This is a genomic window from Streptomyces sp. NPDC005494 (assembly GCF_042872025.1).
In the GTDB taxonomy this organism is placed as follows: Bacteria; Actinomycetota; Actinomycetes; order Streptomycetales; family Streptomycetaceae; genus Streptomyces.
Map to the genome: position 1 here is coordinate 48,806 of NZ_JBIAJR010000015.1, position 23,509 is coordinate 72,314.

26 protein-coding genes and 1 pseudogene are annotated in these 23,509 nt (G+C 70.5%); 4 read left to right on the plus strand and 23 right to left on the minus strand.

Annotated features, from left to right (window positions below; all coding sequences use genetic code 11):
• The first annotated feature begins 10 nt into the window (after positions 1–10).
• Complete coding sequence (locus tag ACFYQ6_RS32500) at positions 11–532, plus strand: pyridoxamine 5'-phosphate oxidase family protein (RefSeq protein WP_388766442.1); 522 nt, start codon at positions 11–13, stop codon at positions 530–532.
• 5 nt (positions 533–537) lie between these two features.
• On the plus strand, positions 538–1,626 hold the full coding sequence (locus tag ACFYQ6_RS32505; protein ID WP_388766489.1) for a serine hydrolase domain-containing protein: 1,089 nt from the start codon (positions 538–540) through the stop codon (positions 1,624–1,626).
• Between the two features lie 231 nt (positions 1,627–1,857).
• On the opposite strand, the gene ACFYQ6_RS32510 is transcribed toward ACFYQ6_RS32505, so the two are convergent.
• The 5 genes from ACFYQ6_RS32510 to rpsB all read right to left on the minus strand — a co-directional run bounded on the left by ACFYQ6_RS32510 (position 1,858) and on the right by rpsB (position 6,421).
• The gene (locus ACFYQ6_RS32510) at positions 1,858–2,946 is read right to left on the minus strand and encodes a phosphatidate cytidylyltransferase (protein WP_361583636.1); all 1,089 of its coding nucleotides are present in this window, start codon (positions 2,944–2,946) and stop codon (positions 1,858–1,860) included.
• On the minus strand, positions 2,946–3,503 hold the full coding sequence (gene frr, locus ACFYQ6_RS32515; protein ID WP_203182718.1) for a ribosome recycling factor: 558 nt from the start codon (positions 3,501–3,503) through the stop codon (positions 2,946–2,948). Before frr ends, ACFYQ6_RS32510 begins: the two co-directional genes overlap by 1 nt.
• 115 nt (positions 3,504–3,618) lie before the next feature.
• Entirely contained in the window at positions 3,619–4,395 is a 777-nt protein-coding gene (pyrH, locus tag ACFYQ6_RS32520) for a UMP kinase (protein ID WP_356745967.1), read from the minus strand.
• Positions 4,396–4,553: 158 nt separating this feature from the next.
• Positions 4,554–5,390: a translation elongation factor Ts gene (tsf, locus tag ACFYQ6_RS32525; protein ID WP_361583632.1), complete on the minus strand. Its 837-nt coding sequence runs from the start codon at positions 5,388–5,390 to the stop codon at positions 4,554–4,556.
• 101 nt (positions 5,391–5,491) lie between these two features.
• The gene (gene rpsB, locus ACFYQ6_RS32530) at positions 5,492–6,421 is read right to left on the minus strand and encodes a 30S ribosomal protein S2 (RefSeq protein WP_361583629.1); all 930 of its coding nucleotides are present in this window, start codon (positions 6,419–6,421) and stop codon (positions 5,492–5,494) included.
• Between the two features lie 277 nt (positions 6,422–6,698).
• On the opposite strand from rpsB, the pseudogene ACFYQ6_RS32535 reads away from it, so the two are divergent.
• Positions 6,699–7,307 (plus strand): annotated as a pseudogene (locus ACFYQ6_RS32535) (murein hydrolase activator EnvC family protein); the annotation flags it as partial.
• A gap of 176 nt (positions 7,308–7,483) precedes the next feature.
• Here the strand turns inward: ACFYQ6_RS32535 and ACFYQ6_RS32540 are convergent.
• The 17 genes from ACFYQ6_RS32540 to ACFYQ6_RS32620 all read right to left on the minus strand — a co-directional run bounded on the left by ACFYQ6_RS32540 (position 7,484) and on the right by ACFYQ6_RS32620 (position 20,487).
• Positions 7,484–8,041, minus strand: a complete 558-nt coding sequence (locus ACFYQ6_RS32540; RefSeq protein ID WP_388766491.1) for a TetR/AcrR family transcriptional regulator — start codon at positions 8,039–8,041, stop codon at positions 7,484–7,486.
• Between the two features lie 97 nt (positions 8,042–8,138).
• A complete protein-coding gene (gene whiG, locus ACFYQ6_RS32545) occupies positions 8,139–8,975 on the minus strand; it encodes an RNA polymerase sigma factor WhiG (protein WP_361583626.1) in 837 nt (278 codons plus the stop codon).
• A gap of 251 nt (positions 8,976–9,226) precedes the next feature.
• Complete coding sequence (gene dprA / locus ACFYQ6_RS32550; RefSeq protein WP_361583623.1) at positions 9,227–10,402, minus strand: DNA-processing protein DprA; 1,176 nt, start codon at positions 10,400–10,402, stop codon at positions 9,227–9,229.
• Complete coding sequence (locus ACFYQ6_RS32555; protein ID WP_361583620.1) at positions 10,399–12,021, minus strand: YifB family Mg chelatase-like AAA ATPase; 1,623 nt, start codon at positions 12,019–12,021, stop codon at positions 10,399–10,401. The genes dprA and ACFYQ6_RS32555 overlap by 4 nt, the downstream gene beginning before the upstream one ends.
• On the minus strand, positions 12,021–12,380 hold the full coding sequence (locus ACFYQ6_RS32560; RefSeq protein ID WP_361583617.1) for a YraN family protein: 360 nt from the start codon (positions 12,378–12,380) through the stop codon (positions 12,021–12,023). The genes ACFYQ6_RS32555 and ACFYQ6_RS32560 overlap by 1 nt, the downstream gene beginning before the upstream one ends.
• Before the next feature lie 346 nt (positions 12,381–12,726).
• On the minus strand, positions 12,727–13,035 hold the full coding sequence (locus tag ACFYQ6_RS32565; RefSeq protein WP_008745401.1) for a DUF2469 domain-containing protein: 309 nt from the start codon (positions 13,033–13,035) through the stop codon (positions 12,727–12,729).
• 63 nt (positions 13,036–13,098) lie between these two features.
• On the minus strand, positions 13,099–13,587 hold the full coding sequence (locus tag ACFYQ6_RS32570) for an NUDIX hydrolase (RefSeq protein ID WP_361583614.1): 489 nt from the start codon (positions 13,585–13,587) through the stop codon (positions 13,099–13,101).
• Entirely contained in the window at positions 13,577–14,356 is a 780-nt protein-coding gene (gene lepB, locus ACFYQ6_RS32575; protein WP_361583611.1) for a signal peptidase I, read from the minus strand. The genes ACFYQ6_RS32570 and lepB (ACFYQ6_RS32575) overlap by 11 nt, the downstream gene beginning before the upstream one ends.
• A gap of 50 nt (positions 14,357–14,406) precedes the next feature.
• On the minus strand, positions 14,407–15,288 hold the full coding sequence (gene lepB, locus ACFYQ6_RS32580) for a signal peptidase I (RefSeq protein ID WP_361583751.1): 882 nt from the start codon (positions 15,286–15,288) through the stop codon (positions 14,407–14,409).
• A complete protein-coding gene (lepB, locus tag ACFYQ6_RS32585; protein ID WP_361583608.1) occupies positions 15,206–16,264 on the minus strand; it encodes a signal peptidase I in 1,059 nt (352 codons plus the stop codon). The genes lepB (ACFYQ6_RS32580) and lepB (ACFYQ6_RS32585) overlap by 83 nt, the downstream gene beginning before the upstream one ends.
• Positions 16,257–17,027, minus strand: a complete 771-nt coding sequence (gene lepB, locus ACFYQ6_RS32590) for a signal peptidase I (RefSeq protein WP_361583605.1) — start codon at positions 17,025–17,027, stop codon at positions 16,257–16,259. The genes lepB (ACFYQ6_RS32585) and lepB (ACFYQ6_RS32590) overlap by 8 nt, the downstream gene beginning before the upstream one ends.
• 45 nt (positions 17,028–17,072) lie before the next feature.
• Positions 17,073–17,423: a 50S ribosomal protein L19 gene (rplS, locus tag ACFYQ6_RS32595; protein ID WP_014048592.1), complete on the minus strand. Its 351-nt coding sequence runs from the start codon at positions 17,421–17,423 to the stop codon at positions 17,073–17,075.
• Positions 17,424–17,547: 124 nt separating this feature from the next.
• Complete coding sequence (trmD, locus tag ACFYQ6_RS32600) at positions 17,548–18,369, minus strand: tRNA (guanosine(37)-N1)-methyltransferase TrmD (protein ID WP_361583748.1); 822 nt, start codon at positions 18,367–18,369, stop codon at positions 17,548–17,550.
• Complete coding sequence (gene rimM / locus ACFYQ6_RS32605) at positions 18,369–18,953, minus strand: ribosome maturation factor RimM (protein WP_361583602.1); 585 nt, start codon at positions 18,951–18,953, stop codon at positions 18,369–18,371. Before rimM ends, trmD begins: the two co-directional genes overlap by 1 nt.
• Before the next feature lie 105 nt (positions 18,954–19,058).
• A complete protein-coding gene (locus ACFYQ6_RS32610; protein WP_014153811.1) occupies positions 19,059–19,298 on the minus strand; it encodes an RNA-binding protein in 240 nt (79 codons plus the stop codon).
• 2 nt (positions 19,299–19,300) lie between these two features.
• On the minus strand, positions 19,301–19,738 hold the full coding sequence (gene rpsP, locus ACFYQ6_RS32615; protein ID WP_145810827.1) for a 30S ribosomal protein S16: 438 nt from the start codon (positions 19,736–19,738) through the stop codon (positions 19,301–19,303).
• Positions 19,739–19,893: 155 nt separating this feature from the next.
• Positions 19,894–20,487 (minus strand): hypothetical protein, encoded by a 594-nt coding sequence (locus ACFYQ6_RS32620; protein WP_014153813.1) that lies wholly within the window; start codon positions 20,485–20,487, stop codon positions 19,894–19,896.
• 520 nt (positions 20,488–21,007) lie between these two features.
• On the opposite strand from ACFYQ6_RS32620, the gene ACFYQ6_RS32625 reads away from it, so the two are divergent.
• Positions 21,008–21,871 carry a class I SAM-dependent methyltransferase gene (locus ACFYQ6_RS32625; RefSeq protein ID WP_388766450.1) on the plus strand — a complete coding sequence of 288 codons (864 nt, stop codon included), beginning with the start codon at positions 21,008–21,010 and terminating at the stop codon, positions 21,869–21,871.
• Between the two features lie 87 nt (positions 21,872–21,958).
• Here ACFYQ6_RS32625 and ffh read toward each other — a convergent pair whose 3' ends face one another.
• Positions 21,959–23,506, minus strand: coding sequence for a signal recognition particle protein (ffh, locus tag ACFYQ6_RS32630; RefSeq protein WP_361583596.1), 1,548 nt, complete (start codon positions 23,504–23,506; stop codon positions 21,959–21,961).
• Positions 23,507–23,509 lie beyond the last annotated feature (3 nt).

Consider the following 23,509-nt stretch of genomic DNA (forward strand, 5'->3'; position numbering starts at 1 on the left):
AGGGAGCGACATGTCGGACAACGAGCCAGACGTACGGCTGGGGCCTTTCTCGTCCCCGGGCGCGCGAGCGACGCCATGGGCGGCGGCGTCGGCCGTCATCGCCGCGGCGGAGGTGTTCTGGCTGTCCACGGTGCGGCCTGACGGGCGACCGCACGTGACACCGCTGCTGGCGGCCTGGAGCCTGGGCGGGATGTGCTTCACCACGGGCGGCCAGGAGCGCAAGGCGCGCAATCTGGAGCGCAATCCCCGCTGCGTGCTGACGACCGGCACGAACGCTCTGACGGGGGTGGACGTCGTCATCGAGGGCGTCGCGTCCACGGTGGACGGGCGCCCCGAGCGCGAGCAGGCCGTCGCGGACCTGGAGCGGAAGTACGGTGCACATCTGACCAGCCCTGAGGGTGTCTGGTCCGGGCTGGGCGAAGCTGTCCTCGTCGGCACCGTCAGGCTCTACCGGGTCGAGCCGGCCGTCGGATTCGCCTTCGGCAAGTTGCCGACGTCCAGCGAGACCCGCTACACATGGTCCGCCCGGTGACGATCATGCCCTCGCTGCAGTACGAGATCCAGGGCGTTCTCGACGACGTCGTCGGCACGGGAGCCGAAACCGGCCTGCAGGTCGCCGTTCACCACCGAGGCGCTCTCGTCGCGGACGCGGTGGCGGGCGTCGCCGACGCCCGGAGCGGGCGCACGGTGACCTCTCGGACCCCGTTCTTCAGCTTCTCCGCGGGCAAGGTCATGACGTCGCTGATCGCTCACCTGCTCGTCAGGAACGGCGTGGTCGGATACGACACACCTGTGGCCGACCTGTGGCCGGAGTTCGGTGCCCATGGCAAGGAGACCGCGACCCTTCGGCACGTACTGACCCATTCGGTGGGTGTGCCGGCCATGCCACGGCACATCGGCCCCGCCGATCTCGCCGACCGGCCGCGGGTCTGCGAGGCGATCGCCGGGGCGGAGCCGCGGTGGCGGCCCGGGACGAGGACCGGGTACCACTCGTTCACCTTCGGCTTCCTGGTCGGCGAGATCGCGCGCCGGGCCACCGGCAGACCGATGCACCGGCTTCTTCGCGAGTGGGTCGGCGTACCCCTGGGCCTCGAGGATGAACTGTATTTCGCTGTACCTCGCACCGACCTGGCCCGCCTGGCGCGACTCGAGGACGCGACGCCCCTGACTGCCGGCGAACCCGTGGGCGACGCCGTTCTCGCGCCGTGGGAGATGCGGCCGAGCGCGGCGCTCGGCAACAGCGAAACGATCCTGATGGCGGACATCCCCTCGGTCGGCACCTTCACCGCGCGGGGAGTCGCCGCGATGAACGCGGCGGTACTCGACGGCCGGCTCATCGGCCCGGACCAGCTCGCGGAGCTGACGACGGTGGCCTTCGAGGGCACCGACCAGGTCTTCGGCAACCACGTGCGAATGGCCCTGGGCTGTCCACTGGGCCGCGTGGGCGCTCCGCCGGACGAAGCGTCCACCACGTTCGGCTGGATCGGTGGAGGCGGCAGCTATGTCTGTGCCGACCCGGCGACCGGCCTCTCCTTCGCGATGACCAAGACCCGCCTCACCCCCCACCTCGACACGGCACGACGACTCGCTGACATCGCCGCGGCCCGGATCGGGCCACCCGTCTGAATGCCGGCGACGGCGCCCGGCGGGTCGCGGCCACGCTACGGAAGCCGGACGACCGGTACCGCGCGCCAAGTCCACCGTGGTGCGGTTCGGGGCACGCCGTCGTCCTCGTCGTCCCGCATCAGCAGGGCCGACCGCCGCTCCGTGGTGTTGCTCCACCCCGCTCGGCCCGTGAACGCGTGTGGGGCCGTCGCTCCCGGCGACGGCCCCACACGGAATGCTCCCGGCGTCGTCTCAGCCGGCCCCGACGAACAGCACCAGCAGCAGCCACACCACCGGCGCGCTCGGCAGCAGCGAGTCCAGCCGGTCCATGATGCCGCCGTGGCCGGGCAGCAGGGTGCCCATGTCCTTGATCCCGAGGTCTCGCTTGATCATGGACTCGCCCAGGTCCCCCAGGGTCGCGCTGGCGGCGACAGCGAGGCCCATCAGCAGCCCCTGCCACCAGCTTCCGCCGTCGATCAGGAACTCCATGCACAGGGCACCGGCCACCATCGCGAAGCCGACCGCGCCGAGCAGGCCCTCACGGGTCTTTCCGGGGCTGATGCGCGGCGCCAGCTTGTGCGTACCGAAGCGCCACCCGACGGCGTACGCGCCGGTGTCGCTGACCACGGTCAGCAGCAGGAAGGTCAGCACCCGCCACGCACCGTCGTCCGCGGTGAGCATCATGCTGACGAAGGTGGCCAGGAACGGGACGTAGAAGACGGCGAATACACCCGCCGTGACGTCCTTGAGGTAGCCCTCGGGAGGCTCCGTCATCCGCCACACCAGCACGGCGAGGGCGGTGAGGGCCATGGCGACCCAGGCGCCCTCGGCCTCCCGTACGTATCCGGCGACCACCATCGCGGCGCCACCCACGGCGAGCGGCACCAAGGGGACGTTGATGCCCTTGCGCTCCTTGAGGCGGGACGTGAGCTCCCACACCCCGACGACCACGGCCAGCGCGACCACACCGACGAAGACGGCTTTCACGACGAAGAGGGAGCCGGCGACGAGCGCACCGAGACCCAGGCCCACCCCTATGGCCGCACGCAGGTCACGCCCCGCACGCTTCTTGGGCGGCGTGGGGGGCGGCAGCGGGGTGGACATGGGCTCCTGCGGCTTCTCGTCACGGAACAGGGGGCCGCTGACGCGCGCGGCGTCCCCGTTCCGGTCGTCGCGGTCGTCAGCGTCTCTACCTGCGTCGGGAACGTCCGGCACGATGGGCATGGGCCGAGTCTGCTGGGCGCCGTGCACATCGTATGCAGGACCCGCCGGAGCGGCCCCCATCTCGGGCGCGCCCCAGTAACCGGCTCCCTGCGGGGCGCCCCAGGAGGAGTCGTTCATCAGACTTCGAGCAGCTCGGCTTCCTTGTGCTTGAGCAGCTCGTCCACCTGCGCGACGTACTTCGCGGTGGTGTCGTCGAGCTCCTTCTCCGCGCGGCGGACCTCGTCCTCGCCGGACTCCTTGTCCTTGACGAGCTTGTCGAGCGACTCCTTGGCCTTGCGGCGGATGGAGCGGATCGAGATCTTGGAGTCCTCGGCCTTGGTCTTGGCGACCTTGATGTACTCCTTGCGGCGGTCCTGCGTGAGCTCGGGGAACGTCACACGGATGATGTTGCCGTCGTTGCTCGGGTTGACGCCGAGGTCGGAGTCACGGATCGCCTGCTCGATGTTGCGCAGCGCGCTCTTGTCGAACGGGGTCACCACAGCCATCCGCGGCTCGGGGACCGAGAACGAGGCCAGCTGGTTGATCGGGGTCAGCGCGCCGTAGTAGTCCGCGACGATCTTGTTGAACATCGCCGGGTGCGCACGGCCGGTACGGATGGCGGCGAAGTCTTCTTTCGCGACCACGACGGCCTTCTCCATCTTCTCCTCGGCCTCGAGGAGGATTTCTTCGATCACCACGTGCTCCTGCGTGTCTTGAGCGGACCCGGCATCGTCGGGTCCTGCGGATGCTGCGTCGCGTCCTCACCTGCACGGTGTCCGACCGGCAGGCCGTTGTCCATCTTCTGGGCCGTCAGGCCCGGGTGCTCTCGTCGCTCACCAGCGTGCCGATCTTCTCACCCTTGACCGCGCGGGCGATATTGCCCTCCGCGGTCAGCTCGAAGACGAGGATCGGGAGCTGGTTGTCGCGGCACAGCGTGATGGCGGTGGCGTCGGCGACCTTGAGGTCGCGGGCGATCACCTCGCCGTACTCCAGGGCGTCGAACTTCACCGCGTCCGGGTTGGTCTTGGGGTCGGAGTCGTAGACGCCGTCCACCCCGTTCTTCCCCATCAGCAGCGCCTGGGCGTCGATCTCCAGGGCGCGCTGGGCGGCGGTCGTGTCGGTGGAGAAGTACGGCATGCCCATGCCGGCGCCGAAGATCACGACGCGTCCCTTCTCCAGGTGCCGCACGGCACGGAGCGGGATGTACGGCTCAGCGACCTGGCCCATGGTGATGGCGGTCTGGACGCGTGAGTCGATGCCTTCCTTCTCCAGGAAGTCCTGCAGCGCCAGGCAGTTCATGACCGTGCCGAGCATGCCCATGTAGTCGGACCGCGCCCGGTCCATGCCGCGCTGCTGGAGCTCGGCGCCACGGAAGAAGTTGCCGCCGCCGATGACGATCGCGATCTCCGCGCCGTCGCGCACGACCGCGGCGATCTCGCGGGCGATGGCGTGCACGACGTCGGGGTCGACACCGAGGCCTCCCCCACCGGCGAAGGCCTCGCCGGACAGCTTCAGCATGAAGCGTCCGGAAATCTTGCCGTCGTCGCGCTTGTGGTCACCGTGTGTGGCGTCCGCGCCCTTGTTCATGGAGATTCTCCTCGTGCACATACGAAGAAGGCCATTGCCGATGGGGCTGTCGTCCCTGAGCGGCAATGGCCTCCTCGTCAGATCTGCGGTCGTCCGGCTGGGTGCGGCCGACGACTGCACCAGACCCTATCGGGGTCCACCGTTGTTCGCGGACGGACTCAGATGCCGACCTTGATACGCGCGAAGCGCTTCAGGCTGACACCGGCCTCGTCCAGGACCTTCTGGACCGACTTCTTGTTGTCCAGCGCGTACGGCTGACCGAGGAGGGTGGCCTCCTTGAAGAAGCCGTTGACGCGACCCTCGACGATCTTCGGGAGCGCGGCCTCGGGCTTGCCCTCGGCACGCGTGGTCTCCTCGGCGACGCGGCGCTCGGCCTCGACGACCTCGGCGGGGACGTCCTCGCGGGACAGGTACTTCGGGGCGAAGGCGGCGATGTGCTGCGCGAGGCCCTTGGCCAGCTCGGCGTCGGCCTTGTCCAGCTCGACCATGACACCGATCTGCGGCGGCAGGTCGGGCATCGTGCGGTGCATGTACACGGAGACGAAGGCACCCGTGAACTGCGCGAAGCGGTCCAGGACGATCTTCTCGCCGAGGTTGGCGTTGGCCTCGTCCACGTACGCCTGGACGGTCTTGCCGGGCTCGATCTCCGAGGCGAGCAGCGCCTCGATGTCGGCCGGGGAGGTCGCGGCGACGTGCGCGGCCAGCGCGTTGGCGACGGCCTGGAACTTGTCACCCTTGGCGACGAAGTCCGTCTCGCACTTCAGCTCGACCAGCACGCCGGACGTCTTGTCCTCGGAGACGAGGGAGACGACGGCGCCGTTCTCGGCCGAACGGCCCTCGCGCTTGGCGACGCCCTTCTGGCCCTTGATACGGAGGGCCTCGACCGCGCCGTCGACGTTGCCGTCGGCCTCGTCGAGCGCCTTCTTGCAGTCCATCATGCCGGCGCCGGTGAGCTCGCGGAGCTTCTTGACGTCAGCGGCGGTGTAGTTCGCCATGAGTCTGTTTCTCTCTCGAAGTCTGAAAGATCTACGGGTGAACGGCGGGGGCGGTGCCTGCGCACCGGCCCCCGCCGTCATTCAGCCGTGACTGACGGGTGTCAGGCCTGCTCGCCGTCGGCGGCCGGAGCCTCGGCGGCGGGCGCCTCGGCGGCGGCGGGGGCCTCGGCCTGCTCCTCGGCGGCGGCGGCCGGCTCGGCGTCGGCGGCCTTCTCGGTCTCGGCGGAGGACTGGACCTCCGCGTCGTCCTTCTTCTCGCCCGCGAGCAGGTCGCGCTCCCACTCGGCGAGGGGCTCGCCGGCGGCCTTCTCGCCCGGCTTCGAGTCACCGGTGGCGGCACCGGAACGGGCGATGAGGCCCTCGGCGACGGCGTCGGCGATCACGCGGGTGAGCAGGGTGACGGAGCGGATCGCGTCGTCGTTGCCCGGGATCTTGTAGTCGACCTCGTCGGGGTCGCAGTTGGTGTCGAGGATCGCGACGACCGGGATGTGGAGCTTGCGCGCCTCACCGACGGCGATGTGCTCCTTCTTGGTGTCGACGATCCAGACGGCGCTCGGCACCTTCTGCATCTCGCGGATACCACCGAGGGTCTTCTCCAGCTTGGCCTTCTCGCGGGAGAGGACCAGGAGCTCCTTCTTGGTGAGGCCGGAGGCGGCCACGTCCTCGAAGTCGATGAGCTCGAGCTCCTTCAGACGCTGAAGGCGCTTGTAGACGGTGGAGAAGTTGGTGAGCATGCCACCGAGCCAACGCTGGTTGACGTACGGCATGCCGACGCGCGTCGCCTGCTCGGCGATGGCCTCCTGGGCCTGCTTCTTCGTACCCACGAACATGATGGAGCCGCCGTGGGCGACGGTCTCCTTGACGAACTCGTAGGCGCGGTCGATGTACGACAGCGACTGGAGCAGGTCGATGATGTAGATGCCGTTGCGCTCGGTGAAGATGAAGCGCTTCATCTTCGGGTTCCAGCGACGGGTCTGGTGACCGAAGTGGACGCCGCTTTCCAGCAGCTCCCGCATCGTGACGACGGCCATGGCCGTACTCCTTGAGGTACTCGGTTGTCGCGACCGCAGGATTGCTGTCGCGCCTGACGCCCCGACGCGCCGTGCCACGAGGGACCGAGAGGCGCGGCCACCGTCCGCAGAGAGGGAGGTGGAGGGGCGTGCGAAGTCGACCCGGTGACCCGGATCGCCAGAAGAAGTGTACGGGACCCGCCGGGTGCCGGGTGACGGCGATGTCCACAAGCGGCCGGCTGTCCACAGATCCGGACCATGATCCCCACGGGAAGGGCGGCCGGGAGATCGTGACGCCATGCCCCGTACACCTGGAACACGGCGGTCCTGGCCCCCGGTCTTTCGCATCGCCCTGCCGTCGGTGCCGCTCTCGCGCGCCGTGGCCGCGGCGCTGCCGACCGTGCTGCTGGCCTCACTGCTGACCTTGCTACTGGCGTCGCCCGCGGTACGGGCCGCCCACGGGCCAGGGGCCCCGGAGCCCACCGCGGGGACCGCGTCCCGGGAGCCCACGGCCCGGGAGTCCACCGCCCGGGAACCCACCGTCCGGGACGCCGTCTCGGGGCCCAGGGCCGGTGCCGGGACACGGGGGCCCGGCGGTGACCGTGTCTGGCCGCTCGCGGGCCGGCCGCTGGTCGTGCGGGGCTGGGAGCCGCCCGCGGGGCCCTTCGGGCCGGGCCATCGCGGCGTGGATCTCGCCGCCCCACCGGGCACCCCGGTGCGGGCGGCTGCGGCGGGCCGAGTCGTCTTCGCGGGTCAGGTGGCGGGGCGCGGGGTGCTTTCGATCGACGTGGCCGGGAGCGGCGACCCCCCGCTGCGCTTCACGTACGAGCCGGTGCGGGCGCGGGTCGCCAGGGGCGAGACGGTGACCGCGGGACAGCTGGTGGGGGTGGCGGGCCCTGAGCCGTCCCACTGCGCCTCCGGCTGTCTGCACTGGGGGCTGCGCCGGGGCGACGTCTACCTGGACCCGCTGACGATGCTCCCGCCCTCACAGCTGTGGCGGGGTCCTTCCAGGCTGCTGCCGGTGCTGGGGGTGCCGTTGCCGGAGGCGGGGGGTACGTCGCCGGAGCCGGAGAGGTCGACCGCTCAGCCGCGTACGCCGCGCAGGATCATGGCCACGGCCGTGTCGGCCACGATGCCGGGCTCCTCCGCCGCGCCCAGCTCGATCCTGCGCACCGCGGCGTCCACGGAACCCTGCAGCAGCATGGCGGCGAGCCTCGGCTCGGTGTGGCCCAGGTCGGCCAGCGCCTCGACGATCATGGCGATCAGGCCGCCGTGCGCGGCACGGATCTTCTCGCGCGCGCCCGCGTCCAGCTCGCTCGCGGAGATCGCCACGACGGCCCGGTGCCGGCGGTCGCCGACCAGGTCGAGCTGCCGGCGCACATAGGCCTCGATCTTCGCCTCGGGTGTGGCGGCGCGCTCCATGGCGTTCTCGACCTCGGCCGCCCAGACGGGGAAGTCGACGGCGCAGAGTTCCTCGACCACGGCGGCCCGGGAGCGGAAGTACTCGTAGACGGAGGACCTGGCGAGGCCGGTGCGCTCGGCGAGGGCGGGGAAGGTCAGCGCCTCCGTACCGCCCTCGGACAGCAGGGAGCGCGCGGCGTCCAGGAGGGCGCCGCGCTGCATGGTCCGGTGCTCGGCCACGGAGGCCGCTCGAATCCTGGGCACCCGTCCACTCTACGGCGGGGCCCGCCCGAAGGGGGGTGCGCGTCCGCCACGGGGTGGCCGAAGCGGCTCCGGCTCAGCGGCCGGCGTCGGCCAGCTTCGCGCGGAGCTGGAGCACCGACTTGGTGTGGATCTGGCTGACCCTGCTCTCCGTGACTCCGAGGACGTTGCCGATCTCGGCCAGGGTGAGGCCTTCGTAGTAGTACAGGGTGACCACGGTCTTCTCCCGCTCGGGGAGCGTGTTGATGGCGCGGGCGAGCAACCGTCTGAGCTCGCGGTCCTCGGCGACCTCGACCGGGTCGTCCGCCGCGGTGTCCTCCAGGGTGTCCATCAGGCTCAGCCGGTCGCCGCCCTCGCCGCCCACGTGCAGCAGCTCCTCCAGGGCCACCACGTTGGCGAGCGACAACTGGCTGAAAACCGCGTGCAGTTCCTCCAGGGCGATGCCCATCTCCGCCGCGACCTCGGACTCCGACGGCGTACGGCGCAACTGGGCTTCGAGCGTGGCGTAGGCGCGCTCGACGTTGCGCGCCTTCTGCCGCACGGACCTGGGAATCCAGTCCAGGGCCCGGAGTTCGTCGATCATCGCGCCGCGGATCCTGGTGATCGCGTACGTCTCGAACTTGATGGCGCGTTCGATGTCGAACTTCTCGATCGCGTCGATCAGCCCGAACACTCCGGAGGACACGAAGTCCGCCTGTTCCACGTTGGACGGCAGCCCGACGCTGACCCGCCCGGCGACGTACTTCACCAGGGGCGAGTAGTGCAGGATCAGCTGCTCCCGCAGCCGCTCGTCGCCGGTGGTCTTGTACGAACGCCACAACTCGTCGAGCGAGGAGGGGGCGGGAGGGCGCACAGTGCCACGCGCAGCCGGTGGTACTGCCGCGCGGTCAGACCCGGAGGTGTGCTGGGGCATGTGGTGCCTTGAGCCGTTCTGCCGTGACGTGCTGGGGACGTGTCTCTGGGGCGGATTCCTTGTGAGCGTAGCGTGACTGAGGTGTTGCGGTGCGCGCAGGACAAGGGAACCGTGCGGTGCGATTGCGTTCCATTTCCCCCGCCGCCGGACACGGTCCGACGGCGCGACCGTCACCGCGCGCACCGGCCCCAGGGGCCTGTAGAGGTACTGCCGAGGTCATCGGCATCACCTTTTCACCCGAATGCTCCGGGTCAAGTAACGCCTCGCCGCGCGTCGCCATTGCATGTCCGTCCGGACGTCAACCTCCATCCGTCGCCTTGGCGTTCGACGAACCCCAGTGAGTGAAGTTCGTACAGGTGCCCGAGCGCTTCGTCGGTCGACGTCCCGGCGCTCCGGGCGATGCCGCGGCCGTCCATGGCGCCCCTGCCCGGCACGGCGTCCAGCACCCGGGCGCAGACGGCGTCGAGGTGGTCCCTGGGCAGGACGGGCCCACGCCGGACCGGGGCGAGGTCACCCATCTCCCCCACGAGTTCGACGATCTCGGCGGCGTCGGTCACCAGGACGCCCTCGCCGCGCAGGAGTTCATGCACCCCGGACGACAGACCGCTGGTCGCGGGGCCGGGCACCCCCATCGTGAATCGGCCCAGCTGCTGGGCGTTCCTCGCGGTGACCAGCGAACCGCTGCGGTATTCGGCCTCCACGACGACGGTCCCCCTGGTCAGTGCGGCGATCACCCTGTTGCGGAGGATGAATCTGCTGCGGGTGGGATGACCGGAGGGCGGGAGTTCCCCCAGGACCAGGCCCTGCTCCGCGATTCGCCCGATCAGCTCGGCGTGGCCGCGGGGATAGGCCACGTCCACTCCGCAGGCGAGTACGGCCATGGTCGCCCCGCCGGCGGCGAGCGCCCCCCGGTGGGCGGCACCGTCCACACCGAACGCCGCGCCGGAGACGACCACCCAGCCCAGCTCGGCCAGTCCGGCACCGAGGGTCGCCGCCATGTGCGCCCCGTAGGGTGTGCAGGCCCGGGCGCCGACGAGCGCCACGGAACGCAGCGCCCACAGGCGCAGATCGCATCTGCCGCGGACCCAGAGTCCGATGGGGCGCGCGTCTCCCAGGTCGTCGAGCTGGCTCGGCCACTCCAGGTCGCCGGGGCAGACGAACCGTCCCCCGATCGCAGCCGTGTCGGCGAGGTCCTTGCGGGGATCGACGTCCGACGCCCGTAAGCGGTAACCGGCGAGCCGGGTCTCCGTCATCCCTGCGAGCGCCTTCGCCGATCCGTCGTCCGTGCCGATGAGCCTGCGCACCAGCTCGACGGCGCCGACCTCGCGGAGCCAGCGCCCGCCGCGCTCGTCCCCGGGCTCGAAGACCCGGGTCAGGGCGGCTCGCGCCAGCCGCTCCCGCTCGTCGACGGCGGGCGCGCCGCTCATGAGGCACCGGCCCGCATCGGCACCCCGCGCTGGATGCCGGTGCGCAGCTCCAGGGCCACCGCGATGTCCGAGGCGTCCGGCCGCTCGGCGGCCCTCAGATCGGCCACGGTCCAGGCCACCCGCAGGACGCGGTCGAGCCCCCGGGCCGTGAGGATGCCCCGCTCCATGTCCCGCTCGGCGGCCATGAGCGCACCGGGCGCCGCGACCAGCCTCGTCCGCAGCTCGTGTCCCGGCACTTCGCTGTTGGTCGACCAGGGCGTGCCCGTGAGCCGCGCGGCGGCCCGCTCCCTGGCCTCCGCCACCCGGGCGGCGACGGTGGCCGAGGACTCCCCGCGCCCGCCGCCCCCCATCAGGTCCGCCCGGCCGACCGGCTCGACCTCCACCCGCAGATCGACCCGGTCGAGCAGGGGGCCCGACAGGCGCGACTGGTAGCGGCGCACCAGGGAGGGCGGGCACTCACAGCCCGCTCCCGCCAGGGTGTGCCTGCCGCAGGGGCAGGGATTCGCGGCCAGGACCATGAGGAACCGCGCGGGCAGCCGCACGACCCCGGCCGCTCGCGCGACCACCACGTGCCCGGACTCCAGGGGCTGACGCAGCGCGTCGAGGGCCCGCACGGAGAACTCGGGGGCCTCGTCCAGGAAGAGCACGCCCCGGTGCGCCAGGCTCACCGCACCCGGCCGCGGCAGGCCGTGCCCCCCGCCGACGAGTGACTGCATCGTCGCCGAGTGGTGCGGTGCGCAGTACGGCGCTCTGCCGATCAGTGGTTCACCCGGGGGGAGGATGCCCGCGACCGAGTGCACCGCCGTCACTTCGAGGGATTCCTGCCGGGTGAGCGGCGGCAGGATCGCCGTGAGCCGCTCGGCCAGCATGGTCTTCCCGGCGCCGGGCGGCCCGGAGAGCAGCAGATGGTGCCCGCCCGCCGCGGCCACCTCCAGCGCCTTGCGCGCCCGGCCCTGGCCGGCGACGTCCGACAGGTCGGGGGGACGTCCCGTACCGTCGGCCGCGTGCGGGGCCAGGCCCGTGCCGATACCCGCTCCCGGCACCATCAGGCCGCTCAGCATCGTGTCGGGACGGTTCCGGTCGGCGACGGGCTCGTCGGGCACCGGTTCGTCGCCGAGGACGGCGATCAGCTGGCGCAGACTGCGCACGCCGAGCACCGAGACACCCGGGACCAGGCCCGCCTCCCCCGCCGTCTGCTCGGGAACCACGACGTGGCGGTAGCCCGCCTCCGCCGCCGCGAGCACCGCGGGCAGCACCCCGCGCACCGGGCGCACCCGGCCGTCCAGCCCCAGCTCTCCGATCATCACCACGTCGGCGATGGCCGCGGGGTCGATCCGCTCCGCGGCGCCGAGCACCGCACACGCCACCGCGAGGTCGAAGCCCGATCCGCCTTTGGGAACGGATGCGGGCGACAGGCCCACGGTGAGCTTCTTCTGCGGCCACTCCGCGCCGGAATTGACGACCGCCGCCCTCACCCGGTCCCGGCTCTCCACCAGGCTCTTGTCCGGGAGGCCGACGAGCGTGAACGCCGCGACGCCCGGTTCCAGATCGGCCTGGACCTCCACCACCACACCCTCGACGCCGACCAGCGCCACCGAGCACGCCCGCGCGAACCCCATCAGGCCACGCCCCGCACGTGCTCGGCGACCGGGGCGCCCCGCCTGGGCAGGATCACACCGACCAGATCGATCCGGACCCCGCCCGGCGGAGGACCGCCGTGCCGGGAGAGCCAGATCTCGGCGAGCCTGCGCAGCCGGTCGGCCTTGGCCGGTGTGACGGCCTCCATCGGATGTTCGAAGAAGCCCGCCCTCCGGGCCTTCACCTCGCAGACGACCACCGCGTCGCCGTCCCTGGCGACGATGTCGATCTCTCCTGCGCGACAGCGCCAGTTGCGCTCCAGGACGGTCATCCCGGCTTCGGTCAGCAGCCGCGCCGCCAGATCCTCGCCGTACCGCCCGAGTGCCCCCCGTGCGTTCATGTCGGCACCACCTCCGGCACCGACTCTGACGCGCCCCGCCGGATCTTTTGGATCTTGGTGGACAACCTTGGCGATGTGGATATCCCGGCCACTCGTACGAGTGAAATACGTCGATACGAGTGAACCGGGATTCGGGTGGGTGGACCAGGATCCGGGTGGGTTGACCAGGACCCGGGTGGGCAGGACGGGCACGAGCGGCGGCCCACCGGGATGCGGGCGAAGCGCTTGACCACGGCCGGCGCACCGGAACGCGGGAAAACTCCGGCCCGGCCGGTGCGCGGACGACGGGCCGGAGCGCCGAAACGCGGACCTCCGGCACGGAAGCCCGCGCGACCGGCCGCCGCGATCAGCCGCCCGGAAGCTCGAGGTCAGTCTTGTTGAGCTCCTCGATGTTCACGTCCTTGAACGTCAACACCCGGACCTGCTTGACGAACCGCGCGGGCCTGTACATGTCCCAGACCCAGGCGTCCGCCATGGAAACCTCGAAAAAGACCTCACCCTGGACCGAGTGCACCTGCATCTCGTAGTCGTTGGTGAGGTAGAAGCGCCGTTCGGTCTCGATCACATATTTGAACAGACCGACGACATCGCGGTACTCCCGGTAGAGCTTCAGCTCCATCTCGGTCTCGTACTTCTCGAGGTCCTCGGCGCTCATGGCATGTTCCCCTTCAGCCGTGCGTCCCCCTATTGTGCGTCAGCCCCACGCCCCCCTGGCCGATTAGACGATTTCGGGGGCGAGAACCAGCGGAACACTCGGGGGACCCTCGTCGAGCAGCGTGCGCAGCAGCCCGGCGAGCTTGGTCGGATACACCGTCTCACGCGTGGCGAGAAGTTCGGCGGACGTCCACCACCTCAGACCGGCGACGCTGCGCAGCTCCAGCTCGGTCATGCCCCGCCGGTCCGTGACGGTCTGCGACGTACGCGCCAGGAAATACCACTCGTCCTGGTCCCAGCGCCGCCCGTCGAAGGGGAAGGAGCAGATCCTCGTCCACAGCAGCGGCCCGAGTGAGACGTCCGTGATCCCCGTCTCCTCCGCCAGCTCGCGCAGTGCGGCCTGCTCTCTGGTCTCGTCTCCCTCCAGGCCGCCGCCCGGGGTGAACCACCAGCTCTCGGCCGGATTCTCCGGCTCGAAGCCGTGCAGCAGCAGGATCCGGTCGTCCGGGTCCAGGAGCACCACGCGGGCGACCTTGCGGGTCTCAGTGAGCACCGGTGGACACCCCGTGCCGCTCGGTCCGGCGGGCGGACCTCCGCGCCGCGATCGGGCCGTAGGCCGCTCCCCCCACGATGAGCACCGCGCCCACCACGAGGCCGGTGAGCTGGAGCCGCAGCGGGCCGCTCGACGAGATCCCACCGGGCAGAGCGGCGAAGCCCTCGGGCCGGTCGATCATGCCGTTCAGGGGCCATGCCACCGCGTCCACCCGCGCCTGGACGGCGCTGCGCGGCACCGAGCCCTGCCCCGGGTCCTCCAGATGGACACGGGAGTCCATGGAGGTGTTGCGCTCGTCCCCCAGCAGGAAGAGCTGGCCCTCGGGCACCTCGGCCGTGAAGTTCTGGGGGGAGGCGGGGGCCTTTCCGTCGGGACCGCCGAGCGAGGAGGCGCCCTCCGCCCGCAGATACGGTTCGTCGACGGGCTTGCCGTTGACGGTGAGCCGGCCGTCCTTGTCGCAGCAGGCGACCTTGTCACCCCCCACGCCGACGACGCGCTTCACCATGGGCACATCACCCCAGGTCGAGTCGGTGAAGACGACCACGTCGCCCCGTCGTACGTCGTCGCCGTCCACCCGCTCCGCGAGCACCCGGTCCCCCGCATTCACCGTCGGGGTCATCGACCCGGTCGGCACGGTGTACGGCTGATAGACCACCGCTCCCCAGGCGAAGCCGCCGAGGAAGAGCACACAGCCGACGGCCACGGCCAGGTTCGACAGCACACTGCCGATCCGGCCGCGGCCGTCGTCCCTACGTCCTGTTCCACTCATCCCAGCGCTCCCCCATCGGAGATCGACAATCGCTGATCCGAGTCGGCACCCTACCCGGCGGTACGCCCACGGGTCAGCCTGCGGCGACGCCAGAACACGAGGGGCAGCGCACCGGCTACACCCAGTGCTCCCGGCACCGCGGCAGCGGCGGCCGCGTTGAGGCCGGGCTGGTCGAAGGTGCTCGGCACCGGCAGGGTCGCCCAGCGGTTGACGGGCCACGCGATGACGACGGCACGCCCGACGACCTCGTCCGTGGACACCGTGCCCTGGCCGGGCAGCTCCTGGTGGTAGCGGGAGTCCAGCGAGTTCTGGCGGTGGTCGCCCATGACCCAGATCCGGCCCTCGGGCACGTGGATCGGCCCGAACGGCTCGTCGTCGCAGGCGCTGTTGCCCTCGAAGATGAAGGACTTGTCGTCCAGCGCCTTGCCGTTGACCGTGACCGGGCCGTTCTTCTTGCACTCGACGGTGTCGCCGCCGATCGCGATGACCCGCTTGATCAGGTCCTTCTCCTCGGCCGACGGCATCAGTCCGATGAAGCTGAGGAACTTCTGCACCGCGTTCGGCTCGGGCGTCGCGGTGTCCTCCAGCCAGCCGCCCGGGTCGTGGAAGACCACGACCTCGCCGCGCTCCGGCTCCGAGCCGAACCACGGGGTCAGCTTGTCCACCAGCACCCGGTCACCGCGCTGCAGCGTGTTCTGCATGGAGTCCGAGGGGATCGAGAACGCCTGCACCAGGAACGTCTTGATCAGCAGCGCGAGGATGAGCGCGATACCGATGAGGAGGGGCAGTTCCTTCCAGAACGAACGCGGCTTCTTCACCGCCGTACTGCCTCGGTCCGTGGATTCGCCGTCACTCCCCGCATCCGCCGGGACCCCGTCGCCCGTCGGACGGTCCTCGGGTTCGTCGTGTCCGGATCGTGCGCCGACCGCCAAATCCCCCACATCCACTCCTCACTCCGTGCCACCGCCCACGCCTGATCCGGCGCAGGCCCACCACTCCCATAACGAGCGGGAGTTCCGCAGGGGTCGGGAGCAGGACCATTCCGTTGCGATCCTGGGAGGACACACTATTCGACGGGCCTGGTGCGGCCGTCGTCCCGGCGCGCCCGTCCGGGACCGAGGCGTACGTCCCGGGCTCCTCGAGCCTGCGCCAGTGGGCGAAGGGCCAGGCGATCACGACGGCCCGTCCCACGACCTCTTCCTCCGAGACCGTGCCCTTGCCCGGCTTGTCGAGGTGGAAGCGCGAGTCCGCGGAATTCGAGCGGTGGTCGCCCATCACGAAGATCCGGCCCTCGGGAACCTTTACCTCGAATTTGAGGGTGGACGGCACGTCGCCGGGGTTCAGATACGGCTCGTCGAGGGCGACGCCGTTGACCGAGAGCCTCCCGTCGGTGCCGCAGCACTTCACGGTGTCGCCTCCGACGGCCACAACACGCTTGATCAGGTCCTGCTCGTCGGCCGAGGGCAGCAGCCCTATGAAGGTCAGCAGCTCCTTGGCCTGCTTGACACCGGCGGGCGCTTCCTCGGGCTCGGCGGTCTCCTGCTGGAGCCAGCCGCCGGGGTCCTTGAAGACGACGACGTCACCGCGCTGCGGCTTCGAGCCGAACCACGGGGTCAGCTTGTCCACCAGTACCCGGTCACCGATCCGGATGGTCTGTTCCATCGACCCGGAGGGGATCACGAAGGCCTGGACCAGGAAGGTCTTGAGCACCAGGGCGATGACCAGGGCCACGAGGACGAGAAGGGGTATCTCCTTGATCGCGGACCTGCGCCTGCGGCGTCTGACCTTGCGGGCCAGCTTGCGACGCTCCGCCCGGGTGGGCAGCGAACGGCCGGTGGTGGGCCTGGACCCGGTGGGCAGCGGCGGGTCCGCATCCGGTGCTCCCCGTTTACGCCCCCGGTTACCCATGGTCCGCGCCCGCCGGCCGTATGCCCGCGAACGCGCCGGTCCCCTCCAGCGAGCCGAGTCTGCCGAGCGGCCAGCCGAGCCAGTCCACCCGCCCGATCACCCGCTCGACCGGGACCATGCCGCCTCCCGGCTGCCCGAGGTGGTCCCGGGAGTCCCGTGAGTTGCTGCGGTGGTCGCCCATCATCCACAGGGTGCCCTGGGGCACCACGATGTCGAAGGCGACGTCGGACGGCCGGTCTCCCGGATACAGGTACTCCTCGTCCACCGGAGCGCCGTTCACCCCGAGCCTCCCCCGCTTGTCGCAGCAGACCACCCGGTCGCCCCCCACGCCCACCACCCGCTTCACGAAGTCGGACCCGGCGGGCTCGGCCAGCCCGAGGGACGCCGCCGCCCCGCGCACGAGCGCGCCGACGGCGTTCTCCCCGGACGTCTCCCGCACGAAGGATCCGGTGCCGTCGAAGACCACCACGTCGCCGCGCTGCGGCTCCGAGCCGAAACGGTACGCCAGCTTGTTGACGAGGACCCGGTCCCCGACCCTCAGCGTGGGCTCCATCGAACCGCTGGGAATGAGGAAGGGCTGGAGCACGAAGGCGCTGAAGAGCAGCAGGACCGTCGTGCAGAGCATGCCCAGGAAGACGGTCCGCCCCCAGGACATCGACGTGACCCGCGAGTCCGGGACATGCGTGAAGCGCGACCCCTCCTCCGGCCCGTCTGCGGGGCCGGAGGAACGATCGCGCTCCATGTGCTGTGCTTCCGTGTCCATCGGGGCCGAATCCTATCCGGCCGCGCTGTGGACGCCGGAGGGGAATCAGCGGTCGCGCTTCTCCTTGATCTTCGCGGCCTTGCCGCGCAGCTCACGGAGGAAGTACAGCTTGGCGCGACGGACGTCACCGCGGGTGACGAGCTCGATCTTCTCGAAGATCGGGCTGTGCACCGGGAAGGTGCGCTCGACGCCGACGCTGAAGGAGACCTTGCGGACCGTGAAGGTCTCGCTGACGCCCGAGCCCTGGCGGCGGATGACGATGCCCTTGAACTGCTGGATACGGGAGCGGTTGCCCTCGATCACGCGCACGTGGACGTTGACCGTGTCACCGGGGCGGAACGCCGGGAGGTCGGTACGGAGCGAGGCGGCGTTGACGCCATCGAGCAGGGAAGCCATGTTGTCTGCTTTCTTCGCCGATGCCACAGGTCATCGACGGGAGAGAGTGAAGTTCGGATGCTGATCACATCGGGCGGGCGTCTTTCCCCCTGTGGCAGGGGCGCACGCCGGACGTACAGCGGGCCTATTCTTCCACGGCGTCGGGCCTGCGCCAAAATCGTCCGCCGGGCTCCGGGGACCAGCCGAGGATGGAGAGGATCTCGCGGTCCTTCTTGTCGAAGCCGGACGCCTCGCAACGCTCGATGAGATCAGGCCTGTTGAGCGCCGTACGGCGGAACGCCTCGTCCCGCCGCCAGCGCGCGATCCGGCCGTGGTGGCCGCTGAGGAGCACGTCGGGGATGCCCCGCCCGCGCCACTGGGGCGGCTTCGTGTAGACCGGCCCTTCGAGCAGGTCGGCCATCGCCCCGGGGGCGAAGGAGTCGTCACGGTGCGACTCGGCGTTGCCGAGCACTCCGGGCAGCAGCCGGGCCACCGCCTCCGTGATCACCAGGACCGCCGCTTCCCCGCCGGCCAGGACGTAGTCACCGATGGACACCTCGACGACCGGCATCCGGGTCGCGTACTCGTCCATCACCCGCCGGTCGATGCCCTCGTAGCGGGCCGGGGTGAAGACCAGCCACGGCCGCCCGGAGAGCTCGACGGCCAGTTCCTGGGTGAAGGGCCTGCCGCTCGGCGTGGGCACGACGAGCACCGGGGAGTGCGCTCCGGCCTCGTAGCCGTCGGCGAGCACCTCGTCCAGCGCCTCGCCCCACGGCTCGGTCTTCATGACCATGCCGGGCCCGCCCCCGTAGGGGGTGTCGTCCACCGTGTTGTGCCGGTCGTGGGTCCACTCCCGCAGGTCGTGGACACGTACGTCGAGGCTGCCCCGGGCGCGCGCCTTGCCGACGAGCGACACGTTCAGCGGTTCCAGGTACTCGGGGAAGATCGTGACGACGTCGAGCCGCATCACGCGCCGCCCTTCTGCCCGCCGGCCTCGGTACCGTCCTCCTCGGCGTCACGGGCCGAGGCGACCACGGCCTCGCTCTCGTCGATCAGGCCCGGCGGCGGCGTGATGACGACGCGCTGCTCCTCCAGGTCGATCTCCGTGACGATCTCCTCGACGAACGGGATCATCACCTCGCTGCCGTCCGCCCGTTCCACGATGAAGAGGTCCTGGGACGGCAGGTGCGAGATCTCGGTGATCCGGCCGATCTCCGTGCCGTCCGCGAGGACGACGTCGAGGTCCATGAGCTGGTGATCGTAGAACTCGTCCGGATCCTCGGGCAGTTCCTCCGGGTCGACCTCGGAGATCAGCAGCGTGTTGCGCAGCGCCTCGGCGGCCGTACGGTCGCGCACGCCTTCGAACCGCAGCAGCAGCCGGCCGCTGTGCACCCGGCCGGTCTCGATCGTCAGCGGTCCCACATGGGCGGGCTCCGTGACCAGGACGGCCCCGGGCCCGAGCCGGAGCTCCGGCTCGTCGGTGCGCACCTCGACGGTGACCTCGCCCTTGATGCCGTGGGCGCGACCGATCCGCGCAACTACCAACTGCACGCTACTTCTCCCGATGATCTCTTACTGAGGAGGCGGTCATGTACGGACGACAAAGGCCGGGGACGGCTCGAAAGCCCTCCCCGGCCCCTGCCGGTGTTCAACTCTTCAGCGAACCTGGTCCACATCGACGAGGTCGACACGGATTCCACGTCCGCCGATGGCACCCACGACGGTACGCAGGGCGCGCGCGGTGCGGCCGTTACGGCCGATCACCTTGCCGAGGTCGTCCGGGTGGACCCGGACCTCCAGGACGCGCCCACGGCGCAGGTCACGCGAGGCGACCTGCACATCGTCGGGGTTGTCGACGATGCCCTTCACGAGGTGCTCAAGAGCCTCCTCGAGCATGCTCAGGCCTCGGTCGACTCGGTGGACGCAGCGTCAGCCGCCTCGTCCGCCTTCTTGTCCGACTTCTTGGCCTTCTGGGTGATGGCCTCACCCTTGGCCTCGTCGCCGTCCGTGGCCAGGGCCTCGAACAGGGCGCGCTTGTCAGCCTTGGGCTCCGGCTGCAGCAGCGGCGCGGGGGCCGGGAGGCCCTTGTGGGCCTGCCAGTCACCGGTGAGCTTCAGGATCGCGAGAACCGGCTCGGTCGGCTGGGCGCCGACGGACAGCCAGTACTGCGCGCGCTCCGAGTTGACCTCGATGCGGGAGGGGTTCTGCACCGGGTGGTACAGGCCGATCTCCTCGATGGCCCGGCCGTCACGGCGGGTACGGGAGTCGGCGACGACGATGCGGTAGTGAGGCGAACGGATCTTGCCCAGACGCTTCAGCTTGATCTTGACTGCCACGGAAGTGGTGTCTCCTGGTCTCTGACGTGGTTGGGCACAAAAGATGCCACGTGGGGTTGCGGTACTCGGGTGCCCGATGGACGCGTCAGCCGGAGGAGAGAGGGGTCCTGTGCGACTGTCGAGTACAGCTGACCATTGTGCCACACCGCATCGGGTCACCCCACCGCGACCGCCCCTTCGGGGATACGGAAGGGCTTTCCGCAACCGCCGCAGACGATCGGCGCCTGGGCGAGGACCGAGGGGACCACGCGGACGTTGCGCCCGCAGTCACAGACGGCCTTGACCCGCACACCTCCCCCGGACGAGCCGTGCCGCGCCGCGGGCCCGCGGAACGAGCGCTTGGTGTCGGCGGCCGTGGCGACCGTGTGCGCCTTCAGCGCACGCTGCAGCCGTTCCGCCGTCGGGCGGTATCTGCGTTTGGCCTCGGGATTCAGCGTCACCAACGAGAATCCGCTGCTGGGGTGGGGCTCCTCGGCATGGTCGAGGCCCAGCTCCTCTGCGATCGCGAGGAAGCGTCGGTTGTGGTAGCGGCCGGCACGGGAGGTGTCCCGGACACCCCGCGCGGCGGCGATGCCGTGGACTGCCTCATGGAGCAGCCGTTCGAAGGAGAGCTCGGCGCCACAGGCGGACGACGACTCTCCGATCAGGGACTCTGGCGCGGCAAGATCGGGCAGCTCGGGGTGGTACCGCTGAATGTCGGCCCACGCCTGTGCCAGCTCTGCGGCAAGTACAGGTGGTGTCGTGCTCACGTCGTGACAACGAGCCTGAGTGCTCCGGTGTTCCTATTCCGGGGCATCCCAAATAATTTGCACGTACCAGTCAGTTGCCATTGATGCGTCCGGACGAGGGCGGGTGCGCAGAACAGCGGAGAACACGCACAGCTCGCACCAAGGTGGTACGTAGCAACGCGTACGCACCGGCGCCGACAAGGGCCGCGCGGGCGACACTACCCGGCACGGAGCGACCGGCGCACACCGGTCGCGGGGCGGGTGCGGAGCGCTCGACGTGCTGCGCCCCGCGTGTCGGGTAAGACTGTGAGGAAGCGAGCGGCACGCGTGCTGCCGCCGGCGCCCGCCCTCCACCGCGCGGCGCCGGGGGCGCACGACCGGAGCACGCGAGCAATGCCATCCCACCCCGTCCGACCCCTGGACGGGACCGCCGATGCGGAGTTCTCTGGCATACGGGGGCTGTGGGCACGCATACACAGACATAGACATGGGGGACCTCACTCGGGCACGACCGACCTCACGGCGGATTGGGGCGCATTCCATGACACCTACGCTCGTCCGGCACCACAGGTACGCGGCTTCGTCCGCCCCGGTGGACGCCGGTACCCGCGCCCGTGACTGGGCCGAGATCCAGGAGCGCATGCTGGCACCGCTCTACGAGGCGGTGTACGAGCGCCTCGAAGTAGGGGCCGGAACACGGATGCTCTCCCTCGGCTGCGGTTCCGGGCTGGCGCTGCTGATCGCGGCCTCGCGCGGGGCGCGCGTCACCGGCGTCGACAGCGACCGTGAACGGCTGGCCCTGGCACGTGAGCGCCTCTCACCCGGTCAGGGGCCGGAGGCGGGCCTCGACCGTCCGGCCCCGCGGGCCAGGCTCGTGGAGGGCGTGTCCGCGGCCGCGCCGGAAGGTGCGCCGTACAACCTCGTGACGGCCTTCCAGCCGGTCGGCTGCGCTGCCGGTGACTCCGAGGGCCTCGCGCCCGCGCTCGCCTCCGCCATGCCGCTGGCCGTGCGCGGCGCCACGGTGGTGCTGGCCGGCTGGGGACCGCCGGAGCGCTGTGCCACGGCTCCCGTGCTGGAGGTGGCGGCGCGGCTGACCGGGTCGTCGCGGGCCCCGCGTCCGGCGAGCGGGTGGCGGCCGGCGCTGCGGGACGACCTGGAGGAGGTCGCGGCGCGGGCCGGACTGAAGCCGGACGGCTCGGGCCGGGTGTCCTGCCCGTTCGGCTACGCGGACGTGGACAGCGCCGTGCGCGGACTGCTGTCGACCGGGCTGTTCGACGCGGCGATACGGGCGACCGACCGCTCCCAGGTGGAGAAGGAGATCGCCGAGGCGCTGCATCCGCATCTGCGGCCGGACGGCACGGTGTGGATGCCGAACGTCTTCCGCTACCTGGTGTGCGTGGCCTGACCACAAGGATGGCGTGACCGCCGGACGCCGGAAGACGAAGGGGCGCCCCGCCGAGCGGGGCGCCCCTTCGTCCGGGTCCTGGGCCGGTCAGCCCATGAACTTCTTGAACTCGTCCGGGAGTTCGAAGTTCTTGTCCTCCTGGGCGGGCAGACCGAACGCGCCGCCCTGCGCGGCCTGCTCGCGCCGGGCCGCGGCGGCCTGCTCCTCGGCCTTGCGCTTCATCGGGTTCCCGCTCTTGCGCTTGCCCTTGGCCTGCTTGACCTGCTTCTTCTGACGGCCGGCGCCGCCGCCCATCCCCGGCATGCCCGGCATCCCCGGCATGCCGCCGCCCTGGGCCATCTTCGACATCATCTTGCGGGCCTCGAAGAACCGCTCCACCAGGTTCTTCACGGCGGAGACCTCGACTCCGGAACCCTTGGCGATACGGGCCCGGCGCGAGCCGTTGATGATCGTCGGCTCGGCGCGTTCCTTCGGGGTCATCGACTTGATGATCGCGGCCGTACGGTCGACGTCGCGCTCGTCGATGTTGTTGATCTGGTCCTTGATCTGCCCCATGCCGGGCAGCATCCCGAGCAGCTTGGAGATGGAGCCCATCTTCCTGACCTGCTCCATCTGTGCCAGGAAGTCGTCGAGCGTGAAGTCCTTGCCCTTGCTCGACGCCAGCTTGGAGGCCATTTTGGCGGCCTCTTCCTGGCTGAACGTCTTCTCCGCCTGCTCGATCAGGGTGAGGAGGTCACCCATGTCGAGGATGCGGGAGGCCATGCGGTCCGGGTGGAAGGCGTCGAAGTCCTCGAGCTTCTCGCCGTTCGACGCGAACATGATCTGCTTGCCCGTGACATGGGCGATCGACAGGGCCGCACCACCGCGGGCGTCACCGTCGAGCTTGGAGAGCACCACGCCGTCGAAGCCGACACCGTCGCGGAAGGCCTCGGCGGTGTTCACCGCGTCCTGGCCGATCATCGCGTCGACGACGAAGAGGATCTCGTCGGGGCTGACGGCGTCGCGGATGTCCGCGGCCTGGCGCATCAGCTCCTCGTCGATGCCGAGGCGGCCGGCGGTGTCGACGATGACGATGTCGTGGACCTTGGCCTTGGCGAACTCGATGGAGTCCTTGGCGACCTTGACCGGGTCGCCCACGCCGTTGCCCGGCTCCGGTGCGTAGACCGCCACACCGGCGCGGTCGGCGACGACGCTCAGCTGGTTGACGGCGTTGGGACGCTGGAGGTCACAGGCGACGAGCAGCGGGGAGTGGCCCTGGGCCTTGAGCCAGAGGCCGAGCTTTCCCGCCAGGGTGGTCTTACCGGCACCCTGGAGACCCGCGAGCATGATCACGGTGGGCGCGGTCTTGGCGAACCTGAGCCGCCTGGTCTCGCCGCCGAGGATGCCGACGAGCTCCTCGTTGACGATCTTGACGACCTGCTGGGCCGGGTTCAGCGCCTGGGAGACCTCGACGCCGCGCGCCCGCTCCTTGACGTTGGCGATGAACGCGCGGACGACGGGGAGGGCGACATCCGCCTCGAGCAGGGCGATACGGATCTCGCGAGCCGTGGCGTCGATGTCCGCCTCGGACAAGCGGCCCTTGCCCCTGAGGTTTTTGAAAGTCGCGCTAAGGCGGTCGGAGAGAGTATCGAACACGGC

Excerpts from the sequence above, each read along its gene's own strand:
- lepB (WP_361583605.1), bottom strand. The coding sequence starts at position 17,027 with ATGGACACGGAAGCACAGCACATGGAGCGCGATCGTTCCTCCGGCCCC.
- ACFYQ6_RS32610 (WP_014153811.1), bottom strand. The coding sequence starts at position 19,298 with ATGCTCGAGGAGGCTCTTGAGCACCTCGTGAAGGGCATCGTCGACAAC.
- ACFYQ6_RS32500 (WP_388766442.1), top strand. The coding sequence starts at position 11 with ATGTCGGACAACGAGCCAGACGTACGGCTGGGGCCTTTCTCGTCCCCG.
- lepB (WP_361583611.1), bottom strand. The coding sequence starts at position 14,356 with ATGAGTGGAACAGGACGTAGGGACGACGGCCGCGGCCGGATCGGCAGT.
- rplS (WP_014048592.1), bottom strand. The coding sequence starts at position 17,423 with ATGGCTTCCCTGCTCGATGGCGTCAACGCCGCCTCGCTCCGTACCGAC.
- ACFYQ6_RS32560 (WP_361583617.1), bottom strand. The coding sequence starts at position 12,380 with ATGAACGCACGGGGGGCACTCGGGCGGTACGGCGAGGATCTGGCGGCG.
- pyrH (WP_356745967.1), bottom strand. The coding sequence starts at position 4,395 with ATGAACAAGGGCGCGGACGCCACACACGGTGACCACAAGCGCGACGAC.
- rpsB (WP_361583629.1), bottom strand. The coding sequence starts at position 6,421 with ATGGCCGTCGTCACGATGCGGGAGCTGCTGGAAAGCGGCGTCCACTTC.
- ACFYQ6_RS32625 (WP_388766450.1), top strand. The coding sequence starts at position 21,008 with ATGACACCTACGCTCGTCCGGCACCACAGGTACGCGGCTTCGTCCGCC.
- ACFYQ6_RS32565 (WP_008745401.1), bottom strand. The coding sequence starts at position 13,035 with ATGAGCGCCGAGGACCTCGAGAAGTACGAGACCGAGATGGAGCTGAAG.
- ACFYQ6_RS32555 (WP_361583620.1), bottom strand. The coding sequence starts at position 12,021 with ATGGGGTTCGCGCGGGCGTGCTCGGTGGCGCTGGTCGGCGTCGAGGGT.
- whiG (WP_361583626.1), bottom strand. The coding sequence starts at position 8,975 with ATGCCCCAGCACACCTCCGGGTCTGACCGCGCGGCAGTACCACCGGCT.
- lepB (WP_361583608.1), bottom strand. The coding sequence starts at position 16,264 with ATGGGTAACCGGGGGCGTAAACGGGGAGCACCGGATGCGGACCCGCCG.
- ACFYQ6_RS32505 (WP_388766489.1), top strand. The coding sequence starts at position 538 with ATGCCCTCGCTGCAGTACGAGATCCAGGGCGTTCTCGACGACGTCGTC.
- tsf (WP_361583632.1), bottom strand. The coding sequence starts at position 5,390 with ATGGCGAACTACACCGCCGCTGACGTCAAGAAGCTCCGCGAGCTCACC.
- trmD (WP_361583748.1), bottom strand. The coding sequence starts at position 18,369 with ATGCGGCTCGACGTCGTCACGATCTTCCCCGAGTACCTGGAACCGCTG.
- dprA (WP_361583623.1), bottom strand. The coding sequence starts at position 10,402 with ATGAGCGGCGCGCCCGCCGTCGACGAGCGGGAGCGGCTGGCGCGAGCC.
- ACFYQ6_RS32510 (WP_361583636.1), bottom strand. The coding sequence starts at position 2,946 with ATGAACGACTCCTCCTGGGGCGCCCCGCAGGGAGCCGGTTACTGGGGC.